At 38.6% G+C, this 18,916-nt stretch carries 14 protein-coding genes; 7 read left to right on the top strand and 7 right to left on the bottom strand.

Features of this window, described 5'->3' with window-relative positions; translation table 11 throughout:
- Positions 1 to 263: 263 nt before the first annotated feature.
- A complete protein-coding gene (locus F6K54_RS11605; protein WP_293077579.1) occupies positions 264 to 1,475 on the bottom strand; it encodes a hypothetical protein in 1,212 nt (403 codons plus the stop codon).
- Between the two features lie 1,755 nt (positions 1,476 to 3,230).
- On the opposite strand from F6K54_RS11605, the gene F6K54_RS11600 reads away from it, so the two are divergent.
- The 7 genes from F6K54_RS11600 (at position 3,231) to F6K54_RS11570 (ending at position 11,612) form a co-directional block, all read left to right on the top strand.
- A complete protein-coding gene (locus F6K54_RS11600) occupies positions 3,231 to 4,850 on the top strand; it encodes an ATP-binding protein (protein ID WP_293077577.1) in 1,620 nt (539 codons plus the stop codon).
- An 804-nt stretch (positions 4,851 to 5,654) separates the two neighbouring features.
- The gene (locus tag F6K54_RS11595) at positions 5,655 to 5,864 is read left to right on the top strand and encodes a hypothetical protein (RefSeq protein WP_375341964.1); all 210 of its coding nucleotides are present in this window, start codon (positions 5,655 to 5,657) and stop codon (positions 5,862 to 5,864) included.
- A gap of 533 nt (positions 5,865 to 6,397) precedes the next feature.
- The gene (locus F6K54_RS11590) at positions 6,398 to 6,574 is read left to right on the top strand and encodes a hypothetical protein (protein WP_293077575.1); all 177 of its coding nucleotides are present in this window, start codon (positions 6,398 to 6,400) and stop codon (positions 6,572 to 6,574) included.
- A 208-nt stretch (positions 6,575 to 6,782) separates the two neighbouring features.
- Entirely contained in the window at positions 6,783 to 7,679 is an 897-nt protein-coding gene (locus F6K54_RS11585; protein ID WP_293077573.1) for a substrate-binding domain-containing protein, read from the top strand.
- Positions 7,680 to 7,690: 11 nt separating this feature from the next.
- Positions 7,691 to 9,772, top strand: coding sequence for an ATP-binding protein (locus F6K54_RS11580; protein ID WP_293077571.1), 2,082 nt, complete (start codon positions 7,691 to 7,693; stop codon positions 9,770 to 9,772).
- A gap of 28 nt (positions 9,773 to 9,800) precedes the next feature.
- A complete protein-coding gene (locus F6K54_RS11575; RefSeq protein WP_293077569.1) occupies positions 9,801 to 10,193 on the top strand; it encodes a response regulator in 393 nt (130 codons plus the stop codon).
- Between the two features lie 75 nt (positions 10,194 to 10,268).
- Positions 10,269 to 11,612 carry a diguanylate cyclase domain-containing protein gene (locus tag F6K54_RS11570; RefSeq protein ID WP_293077567.1) on the top strand — a complete coding sequence of 448 codons (1,344 nt, stop codon included), beginning with the start codon at positions 10,269 to 10,271 and terminating at the stop codon, positions 11,610 to 11,612.
- A 353-nt stretch (positions 11,613 to 11,965) separates the two neighbouring features.
- Here F6K54_RS11570 and F6K54_RS43745 read toward each other — a convergent pair whose 3' ends face one another.
- From F6K54_RS43745 to F6K54_RS11540, 6 genes are all read right to left on the bottom strand, one after another.
- Positions 11,966 to 12,067: a hypothetical protein gene (locus tag F6K54_RS43745; RefSeq protein WP_375341965.1), complete on the bottom strand. Its 102-nt coding sequence runs from the start codon at positions 12,065 to 12,067 to the stop codon at positions 11,966 to 11,968.
- 135 nt (positions 12,068 to 12,202) lie between these two features.
- Positions 12,203 to 12,343 carry a hypothetical protein gene (locus F6K54_RS43740; RefSeq protein WP_293077565.1) on the bottom strand — a complete coding sequence of 47 codons (141 nt, stop codon included), beginning with the start codon at positions 12,341 to 12,343 and terminating at the stop codon, positions 12,203 to 12,205.
- Positions 12,344 to 13,373: 1,030 nt separating this feature from the next.
- A complete protein-coding gene (gene petA / locus F6K54_RS11555; protein WP_293077563.1) occupies positions 13,374 to 14,363 on the bottom strand; it encodes a cytochrome f in 990 nt (329 codons plus the stop codon).
- A 278-nt stretch (positions 14,364 to 14,641) separates the two neighbouring features.
- Positions 14,642 to 15,181 carry a cytochrome b6-f complex iron-sulfur subunit gene (gene petC / locus F6K54_RS11550; RefSeq protein ID WP_124147625.1) on the bottom strand — a complete coding sequence of 180 codons (540 nt, stop codon included), beginning with the start codon at positions 15,179 to 15,181 and terminating at the stop codon, positions 14,642 to 14,644.
- A 471-nt stretch (positions 15,182 to 15,652) separates the two neighbouring features.
- Positions 15,653 to 17,332: a group II intron reverse transcriptase/maturase gene (ltrA, locus tag F6K54_RS11545; RefSeq protein ID WP_293077560.1), complete on the bottom strand. Its 1,680-nt coding sequence runs from the start codon at positions 17,330 to 17,332 to the stop codon at positions 15,653 to 15,655.
- 653 nt (positions 17,333 to 17,985) lie between these two features.
- Positions 17,986 to 18,916 (bottom strand): group II intron maturase-specific domain-containing protein (locus tag F6K54_RS11540; protein WP_293077558.1); only part of this gene is annotated, 931 nt, incomplete at its 5' end.

The raw sequence follows: 18,916 nt of genomic DNA, 5'->3' as shown, positions 1-18,916 counted from the left end.
GTTTCTTAGTGGTACTTAGAAATTTTTTGGTAGGAAAAATGCGTCAAAGTCAGTCTAGATAAGGGAATTACGTCAAAGCATTAAAAATGGCTAGAACCCATGCTTATTCAGGATTTATGCCTTTTCGAGGTAACTGACTCTGTAATTCCCATTTCTTCTACCTCCTAACTACTCCCTACTCCCTACTCCCTATACCAGCAAAAAGACTTTCCATACGCAAACCCTAATTAATTATTAATTATTAATAATTAATTATTAATTTTTTAGCCTAGTTCATCAGTTACTAAACGTCTCAGAATTTCTGTAACTTCCGTTGCCATCCGAGCATCTATTTCTACTGCTTCTTTGTCAAAATCTCCTAAAGCTCTTGCTGCTCGTAAAGTCATCGCTATAGACCTAATTTTTTCCTGATATTCAAATTGGGTAAAACAAGTATAAGTAAGTTCTGTACGTTTGCGACTACTACTATATCCAAAACCTAATTTAGATAAAATAACAGGATATTTAATACTATTTTGAATCCCTAATTTTTCCAGAGCTACATCAACATAACGTGCAGTATCTTTACCCGCATTACGAATAAAAGGTTGTAAATTTTCCCAAGACATTCCTGGCAGTTTTGCCGACTCTGATAAATGATAATAGCAACCAACCATTGACATAATTCTAGTTAAATCATAAGTAGCGACAGTATTTTCTCCAGGTTGTTCTGCTCGCTTTTTACTTTCTGATACTGCACTTAATAACACTCGGTCATCTTGTGTTATTTGGGGAGAAAAAATAAACGGTTCTTCGCCATATAAACCTTGAAATTCCGTATGATTATTACCTGTAATCTCCTTGAGCCATGACTCTAAATCTACATAATTTTGAAAACATTTAAACATTGCAGCCAAAGCATTTGAACTACCAATTTTTTCTCCATAAGTAAAAATATCTTCCACAACTTCATTAAAGTCTAACTTTTTTCCATCTCCTCGGATTTTACAAGTATTAATATCACTATTAATAGAACAAATAACATTTAAGATTGCGAGAATTTTAGTAGAACTCCAATATTGACATTTATCCAGAGAATTTCTACCTAGCCAACGAGATTTAAAAGGTCCGCCAGCAGTACCAGCCAGACAAATACAAGCCTCTCTAATATCAGGATGAATAAAATTAAGAGCCTGTTCATCAATATCAGGAAATTCGCCAACATTAGGAAAAGTTTTTGTTCCTGGGATTGCTAAACTAGGCAGCCTAGTTAAATGTTCTGGATAATTTTCTAATTGGTTTTGATAGGGAGAATTTTTAATACCTTTATCCAGAAAAGCTAGTTTATAACTGTTAAAACCAGCTTCAGCTTTTAAGAAATCGTCATATACTTTTTCTCGGTCCATTGCCAGTAACATAGTAAATGTTTCTTTTTGGCCAAAATAGGCAAAAAAATCTGCCACTATATCTAAAATTTTATCGTTGATATCTTCCATGATTTTAGTTAGTTTGTAGACGGATACACAGATCAAGAAATAATTTTTTTGTTACTACTATTATATTCGTTAATCTTGATAATTTATAGGATTATATTACTGAATCAGAAACAAATTATCAATGTTTTTACCGAAAAATTGTGTTCTAAAGCCTCCCCTTTCAACGGAGTAAAAAGCGGTTTATCTTCAGAACTTCCCGTAGGGTGGGATGAGGAGGAAATCTGCGCCATATCAAATCGATTAAGAGAAAGAAAATATTCCTTATCTCAAGCTTCCTTATTGGGTGTATCTCAATTTTGAATAAAGCCAAAAATTTATCGCTTTTAGGCAACAGGCAATAGGGAAAGAAAAACATAATAAAAAAGAGGAAAAAAAGTGAAAACTTTAGAATTTATGGAATTTATGATTTTTTCTTTTAGGAATAAATCACAAATTAAGATGTAACTACCTTTTTTGAATTTGGTATTATATGAACAATATGCAACAAAGCCAGATGTTGCATATTGAAGAGATGATTTAATATTTTTAATTTTGAATTAATGTAATGTAAACATTTCCTGCGGAATGCTGCGCAAACAACTATTAGCGGTCAGCTTTTAGCTGTTTCATAGATAATGTATATACACTGCTAATATCATGTCCGGATAATCAGTGATAAAAAAACTTTTCCCTTCTAACCTTTTCTTTCCTTCTGCCTCCTGCCTCCAGCATAGCTGCCTTACCCCCTCCAAAGTGTAAGTATTCAACCGGATATGATATAAGGTCAAGGTCAGTTTTTTTCCAATAGTTTATAATTATCCTTAAATTTTTTAATATTATTTCCTGCTATTAAGGCAATGAATTAATAGCTGATAACTGACGGCTAAATGCTTACAATATAATTAGGGCTTGCTGATTAAATATCAAAGCATTTACAGGTAAAGATTTTAACCTTTTTAGGATCGAAAAAAATGCGCCTGTTTCAGTCTAAAACACTCAAAAAGTTAGTATTTTAGGTGCATAGTTGGGCAGAAAAATCAAGGGACAATTCTTAACTACTACCTCCTCTATATTCCCATTTCTCCTGTCTTCCCCTCCCCTCCACCGGAGGGGCTAGGGGTGGGTTGTCTCCTGTCTCCTACCCTCACCCATAAAACGTTTTCAGCAAGCCCTAATTATTTTAATATTCAGTTTTTCGAGTTTTTTTTCAGTAATTGATTACTCCATGATCGTAAGTCAATTCGTAACCTTCAAATTCAACCTTTAGCAGCTTATCCAAATTTTATTTAAGGCTTACAGAATTATGAAATTTATACACTTGTCTGTCTCAATATACAGTTAACTCTGATTAATACCACATCAGAGTTTACAAAAAGGTGTATATTAAGTAGAATTTAGCCAGGAATAATTGGTTAACTTTTTCATTTCTGTTGTCATTTAGGACTAAACTTTTACTGACTGCAAATATGATACCTACCTGACGAATTGATATTTTCTGGTAAAGGATGTGTAGTAACTATTTTTTCTCGGATATCTGTTGAATATTATTTCACAACTATATTACCAAATTCTTTTTTCTAACTGTACCTCATGAACTCCAGAACTGCTGTAATTTATAACCATATTTTCAGGATTTTTAGAAAATTTGAGAATAGTTAATATTAACTAAAAAAAATTTAAAATCCTGACATTACCTCACAAATATCACTTCTAGTCAGATTCAAAATGTTACAACTGAAATAGGATTACTATATGTATTTTACAAAACTTTAAACTATGTTCAATGTGACAAAAATTTCCTCCTTCCCCAAACTCAAGTCCATATTATCAACAGGATTAGTATTTGGAGCTGCAATGGTAGTAGCGATCGCCAGTGCAACTGCAATTTATCAACTCAATCATATAACAGAAAACAGTAGTAATGCCAGACTACTCTTAACTCAATTAAAAGAGCAAGTTAGCCGACTTAATTCTCTAGAATGGGAAGGTATCTCTAAAGGAGAAATAGATCAAAATTTAACTGAAGAAATTGCTGAAAATAAAGAAAATACTGATGCAATTATTCAAGGAATTCAAGAACTTGAAGAACAGGACTATCTGAAAAATCTTTGGGAGCTATATATCAGTTATCAAACCAAAATGGAAAGTTCCCTGGAGCTAATTGCTCAGAAAAAAACCCAGGAAGCAATAGAGATTAATGCCAATAAAATTGATGAAATTTATGATGAACTATATGATGAAATTCAAACTTTAGAAAAAGGTTATATAGAGCAGCATCGGCAAACCCGAAAACTTGCCGATATTGGAACCACCTTTACCCTAATTATGGCAGCCATTGTGATTGGTAGTTTATCCTACATATTTAGTAAAAGATTGTTGAACAAGAATCAGGAATTAAAAGTTGCCTTAATCAATCTCCAACAAGCACAAAATCAATTAATCCAACGAGAAAAAATGGCAGCTTTAGGACAACTAATTGCCGGAATTGCCCATGAAATAAATAACCCCCTCGGTGCAATTCAAGCCTCAGCAAACAATACCGATAAAGCTTTGAAAGAATTCCTCGATCAACTCCCCCATTTACATCAAAATCTCAGTTGCCCAGAACAAGACAATCTGTTTGAGCTGATTGATCGGGTACTAGAAAGCAAACCTTCTATTGCCTCTCAACAAACGCGTACCCTCAAGCGTAGAATAGTAGCTCAACTTCGAGAACATGAGATTAAAAATTCTCGATATATTGCAGATCTCCTAGCAGACATGGGAGCTCCTGAAACCCCCGAGTTGTGGCTACCCATACTCAAGACTGAACAAGGAGAATGGGCCATCGAATTTGCCTATAACTTAGCCTCCTCCTGTACGAACAATCAGATTATCCTCCGTGCCGTTGAACGCTGTTCTAAGACCATTTTTGCCCTCAAAAGCTATGCTCGTTTTCAGCCTACTGGAAAGAAGCAATTAGTACAAGTAGTTAATGGGCTAGAAACTGTATTAGAAATTTATCATAATCAACTCAAACGTAATATCCATTTAATTCGAGATTATGAGGAAATTCCTGATATCTGGGGATATGCCGACGAACTGATTCAGGTGTGGACAAACCTAATTCATAATGCCATTCAAGCCATGGAATCTGGAGGAACACTGACAATTGCCACTCGTAAACAGGAAAATGGCATTCAGGTGAGTATTCAGGACACCGGAGCAGGGATTCCACCAGAAGTGCAGTCCAAAATCTTTGATGCTTTTTTCACCACCAAGTCAGCAGGTGAAGGAAGTGGTTTGGGACTCCACATTTGTCAGAAAATAATTAACAAACATCAAGGAAAGATTACAGTGGATAGTAAACCAGGATATACTTTATTCTGTATAGAGTTGCCTGTTGGTTCTCCCTAATACTAATTCCCATGGATTAATGCTTAACTTAGGTAGCACTTCTAGTTATTAAGTAATTAATATTAAGTAGGTACGCACAAAAAAGCTTAATTATATTTAAGTTTTGCAAACTAACTCCCAACACCTACCTACTGTATGATTTAAGTGTAAATTTACAATAGACATCTCCAAAAAAGAGGGAACAGGGAAAAGGAAACAGGGAAAAGGGAAGAATAATTGATAATTTATGGATAATAATTGATTTATTTTGATTTTTTGGAGATGTCTAATGGATAATTAACAATTGATAATTGATAATTAATCACCAAAGGTTTAAAGCCCACATTCCGCACGTCAATTTCTAACATTAAAAGTAGTATACAATTTCTATTATTGGTAAATATTTATACTGTATAAATTACTTCTCAAAAGTCAAATTTTCAGTTAAATATTAAGCATAAATACTTACTGAATTATTGATTCCTATTGACCACTATAATTTACTTCTTAACTCTTAATGCATGACTTTTGAATGCATGACTTTTGACTTATATTTTTATGCTACGTTTTGTCGTGCGGAATGTAGGTTAAAGCCTCTCCTTTTAAGGAGAAAAAAAGAAATCAGATTTCCTTATATTCAATCCTCTCGGTTTTAACCGAATGAATATAGACTTTGGAACTGACTTTTAGTCAGATTTTTCTAGCTTAATTAAATATTGCTTTTAGTGAGTGATAAAAGCACTCTTCTGATAGCTGATAGCTGACGGCTGAATGCTTACGATATAACTCCTGAATTATAGCTGATGATTTCTAGCTACCACTGACTTGAACCAATGCAGCAAAGATGATGTAGAATTTGAATCTCAAACCAGATGGAAAATTGAAGAATTTCACACCAGAATTAAGCAATTAACAGGTCTATGTTCCTGTCAATGTCGTCTGAAACAAATTCAAATAAATCGTATTGCTTGTGGGATGTTAGTCTGGAATTTTTTAATGCATATTAGCAGTAAAAATAGGAAAAACAATTTATAAAGTTAAACATGAATTGCTAGGCGTGATTATCTGCTCCAAGAACTGAAGAAACCCACAATCAAATTCAGAGCTGTTTTTATTTGATAGGTATTTTTTGACTCTTGTTTTCATAATGATACTTGTCTTGGGGCGTTAGCGGAGCTTTGCGTCAGCAATCGCTTAACAGATTATAGCGATCGCTCTACTTAGGGTTTGCGCTCAAAAGTCTTATGGGTGAGGGTAGGAGACAGGAGACAGGAGACAGGAGACAGGAGGAACGGGGTACAATGAGGAGGTAGGAGCTAAGTTTTGTAAGAATAATTTTTCTGCCCAACTATGCGTCTAAAATACTAACTTTTTGAGGGTTTTAGACTGAAACAGGCGCACTGCAATTCGACTCCAAAAAGGCTCAAACCAATATCAGTAAATACTTTTAGATTTAATCAGCAAGCCCTACTTACTATACGCTATATATAGTGTATTTGCGTAAGTCCTGTGATTAAATATCGCGCGCATTGACTGATATTGGTTGTAGCATTTTTTGGTCTAAAAAAGTGTCAGCTTTTCGGTGGAAAGAGCTGCAAAAAGCTAGTATTTTGGGACGATTATGGCAGACAAATCAAGAAACCATTATGAACGACTACCTCCTCTATAACTCCCCTAAACTCTTTACTCTTAACTACTCCCTACTCCCTACTCCCTACTCCCTTCCTTTACGAACAGACTTTTGAGCGCAAACCCTAACTAATAGTTAGTAAACTAGATTTGCTATAATTAAGCTAGTGCAGCTACGCGGAAGTTATCAAGTCATGCATTCAAAAGTCATGCATTCAAAAGTATTGATTTGTAAGGCTTTTAGGATTTTGTAACTGTTTAGTTATTTCTGCCATCCTGCACTAATAATTATACAAAAAATTTTGCCTACCAAGCTTAATTATTATGATAATGCAAAATCATTTGAGACATAATTTGATTATTTTGATGCTGGGAGCGATCGCCCTTGTAGGAACCTCCAGTTGTTCGACTCAAACTACCACCTCTCCAGCTCCAACTGCGACAACTCTCACAAATAATGCTGAAACTGCTCCAATCAAAACAGGAGGTTCAAGCAGTACAGTTGATTTTCTGCACACCTTAAAAACTGCTTACGAATCCACCTCCAAAACTGGACAAATTACCGTATTACAACCAGGTCAAACCGAAAATATAATTGCGGGAGTGAAACAAGGACTAATAGATATGGGAAGCATTTCCAGAGAGATAAAACCCGAAGAAAACGATGATGCCTTGAACTTCCGTAAAGTAGCTAAAGATGCTCTAGTAGTGGCCATACACCCTAGCGTAACAGGAGTAACAAACCTCACTACCAAGCAGCTCAAAGCTATTTACAGTGGTAGTTTGACTAATTGGAAGCAATTAGGAGGACCTGATGCTGAGATACTGTTACTCGATCGCCCAGAAGATGAATCTGCTAAACGACTTCTGCGGGAACATTATCTCGGTCAAGATTTGCCAAGTTCCCCAAACGCCATTGTGCTTCGTAAGGAAGGTGAACTAATCGAAACCCTGGAAAACACCCCTAACAGCATTGGTACATTTTCCTTAGCTTACGCCATTTCTCACAACTTACCTGTAAACCGTCTCAAGCTGAATGGGATAGTACCCACACCAGAAAACTTGAAGACAGGTAAATATCCAATGGCACGTACAATTGGAATTGTCTGGAGTAGAGATGTTTCAGATGCTACTCAAGCATTTGTGAATTATATTTTGAGCCAGTCCGGAGCCAGTGCTTTAGAAAAATCTGGCTTTGCTTCTATCACTCAAGCAAAATAACCGGAAAGAAAATGAGAATCTATAACAATTATGAAAGACTACCCGTTTCGATCAAGCTATTATCTCCCATCTTGATTGTCTTCCTCACCCTCTGGACAGCTGGAACATTAGCATTTGGTTATTATGCTAAAAATAGCTTAGAGCGGACGATGCGCCAGGAGACAAAAGACCTGGCTATCTTGTTCCAACAAGATTTGCAGCAAAAGCAAAGATTGCTTAGTTTGAAGACTCGCTGGATTAGTCAAGAAAATAGTGTGATTCAAGCGGTAGCTGCAGACGATCGCACCTTATTACTTCGGACAATGTTACCGATCCAATCATCTTTAGAATTGGATTTGATTAGAATAGTTGATACAAATAATCAGTCCCTAATTTCTTCCCACCAGCGATCCTTAGATAAAGTTAAATTTGAGGATGCCACGATCGCCTCCATCAGTCAAACCGGGATAGAGGTATCAGACATTCTTCTAGCAGAAAATTCAGCTCCACCTACCCTAGCTAGTTTCATCTCAATCAAATCCTCTGAAAAAATCCTAGGAACTTTAATTACAGCAGTTGCCATAGATGATGCCCTCCTCCGGCAAATTCGCGGCTTAACATCCATGATTCTCATTGCCTACCGAGGCGATCAAGTAACTGCCTCTACCCTCTCCCTAGACAGCTCTCAACTATGGAAATTTCCCCCACCCAATACCCCACCTAGTCGAATAGAAATAGCAGGCAAAACTTACATGAGTAAAGTAGTTGAACTTCCTAGTCTTGATCGGGAGACACTCAAAATTGCTGTACTTAAATCTGCCGAAGAAACAGAGAAGGCACAGCAACAGTTGTGGTTGATTGTTGGATGTTTTGGTTTACTAGGAGGTCTTCTGTTTGCTGGAGTAATCATTGCAGGGTTCCATGTAACCCATAGGTTGAGTCATCGCATTCACAACCTAACTCAAGCAACCAAACAATTAGCTCATGGCAACTTAACTACTCTTATTCCAGTTGATACAGAAGATGAAATTGGGGAGTTAGCAGAGGAATTCAATAAAATGGCAAAGCAGCTTGATGCCCGCGATCGTCAACTGAATCAACAAATGCAGCAACTCAGTAATACCCTCAAAGAATTAAATCACACTCAAGATAAATTAATTCAACAAGAAAAAATGGCAGCTTTAGGACAACTAATTGCCGGAATTGCCCATGAAATCAATAACCCCCTCGGTGCAATTCAAGCCTCAGCAAACAATACCGATAAAGCTTTAAAAGAATTCCTTCATCAACTCCCCCATTTACACCAAAATCTCAGTGGTGAAGAAGAAAACAATCTGTTTGAACTCATCGATCAGGCACTCTCAAGCAAATCTTCTATTGCCTCTCAAGAAACTCGCGCCCTCAAGCGTAGAATAGCAGCTAAACTTCGAGAACATGACATTACAAATTCTCGATATATTGCAGACCTCCTAGCAGACATGGGAGTTCCTGAAACTCCCGAGCTTTGGCTACCTATACTCAAGACTGAACAGGGAGAATGGGCCATTGAATTTGCCTATAACTTAGCCTCCTCCTGTTTGAACAATCAGATTATCCTCCGTGCCGTTGAACGCTGTTCCAAGACCATTTTTGCCCTCAAAAGCTATGCTCGTTTTCAGCCTTCTGGAAAGAAGCAGTTGGTACAAGTAGTTAATGGTCTAGAAACTGTATTAGAAATCTACCATAATCAACTCAAACGTAATATCAATCTGGTAAGAGACTATGGTTATATTCCGGAGATTTGGGGATATGACGACGAACTGATTCAGGTGTGGACAAATCTAGTACACAATGCCATTCAAGCCATGGAATCTGGAGGAACACTGACAATTGCCACTCGTAAACAGGAAAATGGCATTCAGGTGAGTATTCAGGACACCGGAACAGGGATACCAGCAGAAGTGCAGTCCAAAATATTTGATGCCTTTTTCACTACCAAGTCAGCAGGTGAAGGAAGTGGTTTGGGACTCCACATTTGTCAGAAAATAATTAACAAACATCAAGGAAAGATTACAGTGGACAGTAAACCAGGATATACTTTATTTTGTATAGAGTTGCCTACTGGTTCTCCTTAACTTTTTAATCTGTGGAGCAAGATTAAATATGTGTGATACAGCTATTCTTTGTGTAGATGATGAAATGCCTATTCTCAAGGTTCTCAAGGAACAACTACAACGTTGCTTCGGCAATAAGTATATTTATGAGGTTGCTCAAAGTGCTGAAGAAGCCTGGATTGTTATTGATGAGCTAGAAGAGGAAGACATTAAAATTCTGGCCATTGTTTCTGACTGGCTGATGCCTAATGTCAAAGGTGATGTGTTTTTAACCCAGGTCCATCAACGTTTTCCAAACGTAGTGACCGTGATGCTGACCGGACAAGCTGATGAAGCTGCCATTGAGCGAGCTAGACAACAAGCCAATCTTTATGCTTGCCTCTACAAACCCTGGACAGAAGAACAATTGCAGCAAATTATTAGTACAGCTTTAAATCGGTAATAAGTATAGCATATTGTGTAGCAAAAGGTATCAGGCCCTTAAAATAAAAATAAAGACCCACAAAAGCTTTATAAAATGAAAGCAGCAATTATTTGTGTTGACGATGAGTGGACAATACTTACAACTTTGGGACAACAACTCAAGCGTTATTTTGGCAAAGACTATGAAATTGAGTTAGCCAATAGTGGTGCAGAAGCACTTTCACTCTGTGTAGAATTGACAGCAGAAGGTTTAGAAATTCCTCTAGTGATTTCCGATCAACGGATGCAAGGAATGGAAGGGGATACATTGTTAATTCAACTCCACAAGCTTTATCCCAAAATGTTAAAAATTATGCTGACTGGGCAAGCTGATGCTGATTCAGTAGGGAATGTTGTTAATGCTGCTGCTTTGTACCGTTATATCCGTAAACCTTGGGATGAAACCGATTTAATTCTTACAGTTGCTGAAGCTTTGCGAAGCTTTGAGCAAGAACAACGACTTGCTTCTCAAAATCAGCTACTTAAGGAAATTAATGCCAAGTTAGAAAGCTCTTTATCATTACTATTAGCGAGTTTAGAAGCAACAATTGATGGAGTTCTGGTTTTGGACTTTGCGGGAAAAGTGGTCAGTTTTAATCAAAAGTTTGCTGCAATTTGGAATTTGCCTGCCTCAACCTCAACGGATGATAGCCAAAAGTTAGTTGATTTGATTTTAGAACCATTAATAGAAGCAGATGCGATCGCCTTTAAAGCATTACTTATGCAAGAGAATATCAAAAAACGGGATTTATTAAGATTAAAAAATGGTAATGTGATTGAGTATTATTTACAGCCTCAACAGTTGGCAGGTAAAATTGTTGGTCAGGTTTGGAGTTTTCGAGATGTAACTCAGGAAAAGCAAACAGAAGAAGCATTCAAATATCAAGCATTGCACGATCCTCTCACTAACCTCCCAAATCGAGCTTTATTCGATCAGAAACTTTCCGAAGCCCTAACCTATGCAGCTTATAACTCAGAAATCATGGCAATGATGTTTCTTGATTTAGACCGATTTAAGGAAGTTAATGATACATTCGGTCACTCAGTAGGAGACCTATTGTTACAGGGTGTGATTCAGCGCCTTGTCAGTTGTCTCAGGGAAGTTGATTTGATTGCGCGCTGGGGAGGAGATGAATTTGCGATTGTCTTACCCCAAATTCGCTCTCGAAAGGATGCAGGAGAGATTGCTCATAGATTAGTTACAGCTCTGCAACCTGAATTTATTCTGGAAGGCCATCGTATTCATGCCACAGTTAGCATCGGAATAGCAGTGTACCCTGATGATGGTTTAGATAGTGGTACTTTACTTCGGAGTGCTGATCGAGCGTTGTACCAGGCAAAAAAATCTGGGCGCAACAATTATTCTAGTTTAGAGCAACTTACCGAAAAGCTACGTTGAGATCAATATATTCCATGATTAATAAAGTTAGCATTTTGGGCAAATCAAGGACAAAAAAATTGAGGGACAATTCTTACTTCTACCTCCTCTAAATTCCCTGTTTATCCTGACTCCTGACTCCTACCCCTAGCAAAATACTTGATTCAGCAAGCCCTAATTATACCATTTCTGAATAGTAAAGTAATGCTATGTTTGATTACTATCTCACTACTCCCTACCTCCCCATTACAAAGATATATAGCAAACTTTTTGAGATTTGGTATTATTAGCCAGTAGCCTATTAATTATTCTTATGTTTACTTCTCCCCCACTCCCCCACTCCCCCACTCCCCTACTCCCTCACTCCATTCCAGTTAAAACCTAAAAGTAGTCCGTAATGTTGTCACCCAAATAGTATCATTAGAATCATCGTGATTCGGATTAGTAATCACAAATAAACCAGGAGTAACAGAGATATTATCATTAATATCATGTCCGGATAATTAGTTATAAAAAAACTTTCTCCTTCAACTCCAGTTCTTCTTCTTTCTTCCCTCTTTACTCCTGACTCCTGAGGACTGAGGACTGACTCCTCCGTAGTTATTTATTTATCACTGTTCAACCGGACATGATATAAGTTGGAAGCGATAAATTGCCTCTATATGTTGTATAGAAGTATCGTCATCCTTAAGTGAATCATCATCACCGCCATCAGTAACAATAGGAGGAACCCCTACATTTATAATCTCCATAATTATTGTTAGCCAAAACTTTGAATGTTTATTATAAAAACTACATCTTGTAATGCGGAATGTGGGATAGTAATATACACTGAGATATTTAAACACTACATTAATAATTAATGACCTAAAAAGATTCGGCAATCACTGAAAATAGAATATTTTTTTATGCCAAATTAAACGGATTTGGTACGATACCATGTCCGGTAGCATCGGAGCGTGTATACAATTAAATCACAATGGGAAGAAAAGCTTCTGCCCTCTGCCTTCCTTCCATCAAAGAATAAGTAGGGTCTGCTGAAAAAATTGGTTGGTGGGGGTAGGACACGGGGACGCGGAGACCTGGGGACGCGGAGATGAGGGAAACAAGCAACGGTTTCGGCCATTTGATGTGAAGAAATTTTCTTGAATTTCAGCAGAAAATTTCAGTAAATTGATGCAAAACTAGCTAATAACTCGGAGATAAATTGAATATAAAAAGCTCTATTACCGTAAGCTATCCTGATTTTTAGCTTTATGAGGGCAAACCCTAAGTATTCAAGCGGACATGATATGACTGCTATCTATAAAAATATGATAAGGAGTAAAGGTTTAGAAATGAAGTTTTATCCCTCACTCCTAATGCTTTACTCCTCATTAGTAATTATTCAGCGAAATAACTCAGTCTACGTGACATACTCCCACACTAACCATTCGGTATAGTATGGGCTTCTCGCTTCACAGTCCTGCCATTGCATCCGACTCCACGAGCTTTAAGGACGGGATGCCCCGCCGCCCTTTTTGCAGAGCGAAAAACTACGCACCTAGTTCCGCAATAAGATTTTACGCTCTCAACAGGTTACTAGGATTTTTGGCATACAACCTCATATCCTATTTGATTTTTATGGTTCATCACTGGTGGTTGTTAACTCTTATTTCCAGCTTGATCCTAACTATAACATAGAATTTGCAAATGAATGGGACTAAACGTCCCATTCATTTACCGCCGATTCATCTCACACTTCTCTTGAAAATTATGGTCTGAGGCTTCTCGACGGTTTAGCTAAAAATTCATTTCAGCAGCTTGAACTTTCTCGACTTGTTTCTTCTTCAGAACTAACAGAATCTGAGCTAACATGACGAGAGCAAAGAATGCCATCAACCATTTAACTCGATTTGCATCTTGCAGCACAATTTCAATATCTGTTTGACCAAAACCACCGACATTAGGGTCATTTGTAATAACTTGACCTGCTTCAACAGTATCTCCTACACCAACTAAAAGTTCGGGACCTGGAGGCACTGTATCCACAATAGTCTCACCATCAGTAGTTGCAATAGTAATATTATTACCTACATACTCTTCAAAAGTAATATCAGTAATCTTACCACTAGCAGAGATGTTGTAAACAGTATTATTGCTCTTATTACCAGCAGGATAAACCTGACCACGACCTCGGTTTCCGCCTACATGAATAGCATATTTACCAAAGTGGATAGATTTATCAGTGGCAGGATCTGGAGATAAAACAGGAAAAACAATCTCTTGATATTCTTCTCCAGGTATTGGCCCAACTAAAATAACGTTTTCTTGGTCTTCAGCATAGGGTTGGAAGTAAAGACCAGAAACTTCCTCTTCCCATTCTTCAGGTATTCTATCTTCAGGTGCAATTTTGAAGCCTTCAGGCAACATCAATACAGCACCTACATTTAAGCCACCTTTGCTACCATCACCCAAGACTTGTTGAACCTCAGTATCATAAGGAACATTTACAACAGCCTTAAATACTGTATCTGGTAGTACAGACTGAGGTACTTCTATTTCCGTAGGTTTAGCACCAAGGTGACAATTAGCACAAACAATTCTGCCTGTAGCTTCTCTAGGAGTTGCTGGAGCAGTTTCCTGTGCCCAGAATGGATAGGCATTTGCTGCCTGGGGATGGACTATATCATTAGTGAGGAATAGGGCTATAGTTGCGATCGCGACTACCATCATCTTGGCGATCGCCTTATTCATACTACCCAACATTGCCGCTCGGTCTACTTTTGACATCAGTTGTTCTGTCTTCTCTCAAAATCAAAAACTTTTACAAATAAATATTTTGGATTTACTGATTGCTGACCAATCAAAAATCTCTTCACTAGCTATCAGCTTTTAGCATTTCCTGCGGAATGCTTTGCAAAAAGCTATCAACTTTTAGCAACTCTGGGTTAAAAATTCCCAGCAACTATTACGCTGGATGGTTGAGTCGGGGTTAAAATTCCTCTTCTCAAGGTCAAAAAAACGAGCTTACTAATCTAATTGCTGAGTGCTGAGTGTTGACCGCTTCTTTAAGTCCACCAAGGGTCTTCTCCGGTGCGGAAGTCTGTTTCTTCCCACTGAGTAAAGACCAGTTTATCATCACTAACATTGGCATGGACTAATGCCAAAGACAAAGGTGCTGGCCCCCTAACTACTTTACCTGTACTGTTGTACTGAGAGCCATGGCAGGGACAGATAAATTTATTTTCACTACCATTCCAAGGGACTACACAACCTAAATGAGTACAAACTGCATTTAAGCCATAGTTGGCCAAAGTTTGGTCTTCTTCAATAACTACATAGGTAGGGTCTCCCTTGAGACCTTGTGCCAGAGTTCTTTCTCCAGGATTGTGATTGGCCACAAAGTCACTAACGATAATATCGTTACCAAGGGCATCTTTGGCTGTCACCCCACCACCTGTACCACCACTGGATGGAGGAATAAAGTAGTTAACTACTGGATAGAGCGCTCCTAGAGCGACCCCGGTTACAGTACCAAAGGTGAGAAGATTCATAAATTGGCGACGTCCCATATCGGGTACATCTGGTGTTCCTTCTGCTTGAGCCATGAATAGATTGAGTGTTTTTTATTAATTTACGTTTGGTGTTTTTGAATTATGTGCAGACGAAAAACAATTGCTGTTAGTCTGCGACTACAGCCAAGCTTACAATATTTTGTTGAACAAATTGCAACTTAAAACCATTTCCTGATTGTTATTACATTATGTAAACTACCCGGCATCAAATCAGAGATTATGATGCGGGCTTTTCGTAGCCCTCCAGTATATCCCATATAATCGGCTGTCTTGGCACGAAATCAAGACTGCTAACTTCACAGGATAACCAGGGACCTCCAGGCTGGTTTACACTCAACCCCAAAGCAGCTATATTTTTTGCACCATTATAGATTAAAGTCAGCGACTCCCTCACGAGAACCGCTGCTCTCCAAAACCGTACTTGATACTGTCGGGTAAGAGAGCATACGTCACCGTATCTCCCTCCCCTGAGAACCGGACTTGACACTCTTCCCATCATCCGGCTCAAGCCTCCGCTTTAACAGAACGTCTACCACTGTGTATGGTTTTATGGCAAATTTTGTGTAGGTGTTGAAGATTGTCAATATCCTCTGTACCACCTTTCGCCAGAGCTATGATGTGGTGAGTTTCTAGAGCTTCGACCTTATTTAGTTTTTCCCCACAAATTGGGCATTTCCAGTTCTGGTTTTGGGCGATTTTGTAATATTTAGACCCTTTATCCCAGATGGTTTTGCCAGATTTAATGGCTCTTTTTGCCCAATATTCTTGTAGGTTGGGGTCGTCCGGGGATGCGGTTCCTTTGACTTTAATATGGCGTTCAATGGGGATACTTGCAATATTAAATAGGATAATTTCTTTTGAAACTCCTTTTCGGTCTTTGACCTGACAAGCAAATTCCCATCCTTTGCCTCGAATTTGAAAGTATCGGTTAGCAATCCACCTTTTTCCCTGATTAGGGTGTCGTCTTTTGGCCCATCTCCAAAGTGCTATCCACACTTCTGAACGTATATAATTGAACACTTCTTTGCTGACTGCATGACGATAATAGTTCCCAAAGCCGCGAAGTTTAGGGTTGAGTTGTTCAATGACAATTTTCTGTTCGACCGCCCGGTTAGTCGAGAGCCAATCCCTAATTGATTGTAGGAATTCTAGAACTTTTTGCTTTTGCGGTTTGATCACAAGCTTGCCTTGATATTGTCTGAGATTAAACCCTAGGAAGTTGAATCCATCGCTTATATGTACGATGCGGGTTTTTTCTCTATTCAGTTGTAGTCCCTTTTGTGCTAGCCATTCTTCAATTTGGGGTAGGATTTCTTCAAGGTCTTTTCGACAGGTAGCGGTTACAACGAAATCATCCGCGTACCGAATGAAGCCATATCGATTGGATTTGTAATTGCCTTTCTTCTTCTGGAATTGGTTGAGGAAGTTTTCCAGGCCATGTAGTCCAATATTTGCTAAAAGAGGGCTAATCGTGCCTCCTTGTGGTGTACCGCTGGGAGTGTCGTGGTGTTGTCCTTTATCCAAGTATCCTGCCTTTAGCCATTGTTTGATGAGGTTGCGGGCGGGGAAATTCCTGATGGAATTGAGAATAACTTGGTGGGAAATGTTGTCGAAGAATCCGCAGATGTCGGCATCTAATACCCATGTGTCTCTGTTACCTTGTAGGCGTAAGAAACATTGTTCTATGGCATCGTGGCAACTTCTTCCAGCTCGAAACCCGAAGCTGTTTGGCTCGAATTGGGCTTCCCAGATGGGTTCTAGGGCGTTTTTGACGATGGTTTGTGCGACTCTATCTTTGATAGTGGGTATGCCTAATGGTCTTTGCTTACCGTTGGCTTTTGGGATATAGACCCGTTTGGTCGGTTTTACTTTCCACAAAGTCTGTTGTCCCATTTCATGGATAAGTTTGACCCGTTGTTCTGGTGTTAATGCCACCTCCTTATCTACACCAGGTGTTCGTTTTCCCAGATTTAGTTGGGTGATTTTTCGCACAGACCAAAGTAGGTTGTTGTAGCTCCTTAACATCAGTTTTGTCAGGCTTCTGACCTGATTCCACTGACCGTTCTGTGTAGCACGATAAATTCGCTTCCTTAGATTCCTAACGTTCTTCATCACTGGTTTCCAGTTAATCTGTTGCCAGTCTTGAAGATGTCCTTTGTCTCCGATAACCGTTATGGTTTCCATCTTTTAACTCAGTTGGGTTTCTTTGAAATGTGTTTATCGTTTAAGACCTGTCAGAATTGGGCTGCCATTTTCAGGCGGTGTGATGTTGGAACAATTCCTCAACCCTTATCCTCTGCATTACACAGGGGCGTTCGCTTTTTCTGACTTCCTTTATCCCCTAGACATTCGGCTTTGATTGCTCTGGGCTTACTTTGCTGTGAAACAACAAAGAGTCTATTGGACTTATCGTGTTTCGCCGTTGATGACTTGCGAATTGGTTAGGGTTCTGTTCATACTCCGGTAGCGTTTGGACTTCTTTGTTGAACCACGAAACTTTCAACAACCTTGCTACTTACCATTTTGGTTAAGGTGTTTCAGCCTAATTTCACCTTTCCGTATATCACGGAGCTAGATTAACAGTTCACTTATCGTTAACCCTTCCAATTCTTCCCCTCGCATCACTACCAGTTTAGGCTATCAGCTTAGACGCTTTTATGGTCTGCACTCCAACGGTTTCATTACTTACTCCCGCCGTGACCGGACTCTGTAGAGTCTTTTATAGGGGAACTGGACAGAAGTACCCCAGAGAGAGTCGGCTCTCTATTCATCAACAGCGACTTTGCACGTCGCGCTTCGCATCATACGGCTCCTCAATGAAACGGGACTTGTCAAGTCTACGTCACCACCAGCATATCTTCTATCCATTGATAATTCTTTGGAATATCAAACAGTGGTTTGGGCTTGACTCTATTACAGTCAGATTTTGTGCCATAACTTCCATCAATGGAAGTCTTACTATCGTGACAATGCCGATGGAGTAATTGCCAGTTTTGATATTCATCCAAACCGCCTGACGACTTAGGAATGATATGGTCAAGTTCGATATTTACTCCATCTTTGAAATGTAATCCACAGTATGGGCATATTCCCTTTTGTCTTTTGAGTAATGTTGCCATTCTCTTTGAAACTAGGGGGTTTTTGCCCATTCGGGAACTCCAATATATTAAGTCGCCATTGTAAGGGGATGATTCACCTTTGACTTTTATGTACCCAATATTAGTGGATACGGTTGAGTGTTTAATCAGGTGATATGGATTTGAATATTCTCTTGTGGAGAACACCCAATTATCCCCTTTGATTGTGTGCCAGTATTTCTGCCTAATCCATTTTTTCCCTTTGTTCCGGTGTCTGTGTTTCCCCCATTTCCAGAGTTTCCAGAATATGAGGTAATCCATTTTGGAGAACACTTTACTACATTGGTATGGCTTGAAGTAATTACACCATCCTTTGATGATAGGGTAATGGTTTTTGATTAACGTTACCTGGGATTTCCCTCTATGTTTTTCTATTACTTCAGCTATTTTGGCGTAGTGCCTTTTCTGGGCTTTCTTTGAGGGGGAGATTTGGGTTTTGAACAAGAGCAAATCGCCTTTTGTATCTTTTCCTGAACGACATTTACCTGCTTTATATTGGTATATATGAAATCCCAGGAAGTCAAAGCCTTTTTCCTCTCCTCTGTATGATTCAAGGGTGTGGGCTATTCGGGTTTTACACTGGTTGAGTTCTAGACCAATTTGTTGAAGCCATTCTGCTATGACCTGATGA

The sequence above is a fragment of the Okeania sp. SIO3B5 genome, from assembly GCF_010692555.1.
Lineage (GTDB): Bacteria > Cyanobacteriota > Cyanobacteriia > Cyanobacteriales > Microcoleaceae > Okeania.
Note: the sequence above shows the minus strand (reverse complement) of the source record. Positions and strands in the feature narration are given on the sequence as shown.

Bases quoted from the DNA above. Each gene is read 5' to 3' on its own strand.
- F6K54_RS11580 (WP_293077571.1), top strand. From the start codon at position 7,691: ATGAGAATCTATAACAATTATGAAAGACTACCCGTTTCGATCAAGCTA.
- F6K54_RS11600 (WP_293077577.1), top strand. From the start codon at position 3,231: ATGTTCAATGTGACAAAAATTTCCTCCTTCCCCAAACTCAAGTCCATA.
- petC (WP_124147625.1), bottom strand. From the start codon at position 15,181: ATGGCTCAAGCAGAAGGAACACCAGATGTACCCGATATGGGACGTCGC.
- ltrA (WP_293077560.1), bottom strand. From the start codon at position 17,332: ATGGAAACCATAACGGTTATCGGAGACAAAGGACATCTTCAAGACTGG.
- F6K54_RS43740 (WP_293077565.1), bottom strand. From the start codon at position 12,343: ATGGAGATTATAAATGTAGGGGTTCCTCCTATTGTTACTGATGGCGGT.
- F6K54_RS11585 (WP_293077573.1), top strand. From the start codon at position 6,783: ATGATAATGCAAAATCATTTGAGACATAATTTGATTATTTTGATGCTG.
- F6K54_RS11575 (WP_293077569.1), top strand. From the start codon at position 9,801: ATGTGTGATACAGCTATTCTTTGTGTAGATGATGAAATGCCTATTCTC.
- F6K54_RS11605 (WP_293077579.1), bottom strand. From the start codon at position 1,475: ATGGAAGATATCAACGATAAAATTTTAGATATAGTGGCAGATTTTTTT.
- F6K54_RS11570 (WP_293077567.1), top strand. From the start codon at position 10,269: ATGAAAGCAGCAATTATTTGTGTTGACGATGAGTGGACAATACTTACA.
- petA (WP_293077563.1), bottom strand. From the start codon at position 14,363: ATGTCAAAAGTAGACCGAGCGGCAATGTTGGGTAGTATGAATAAGGCG.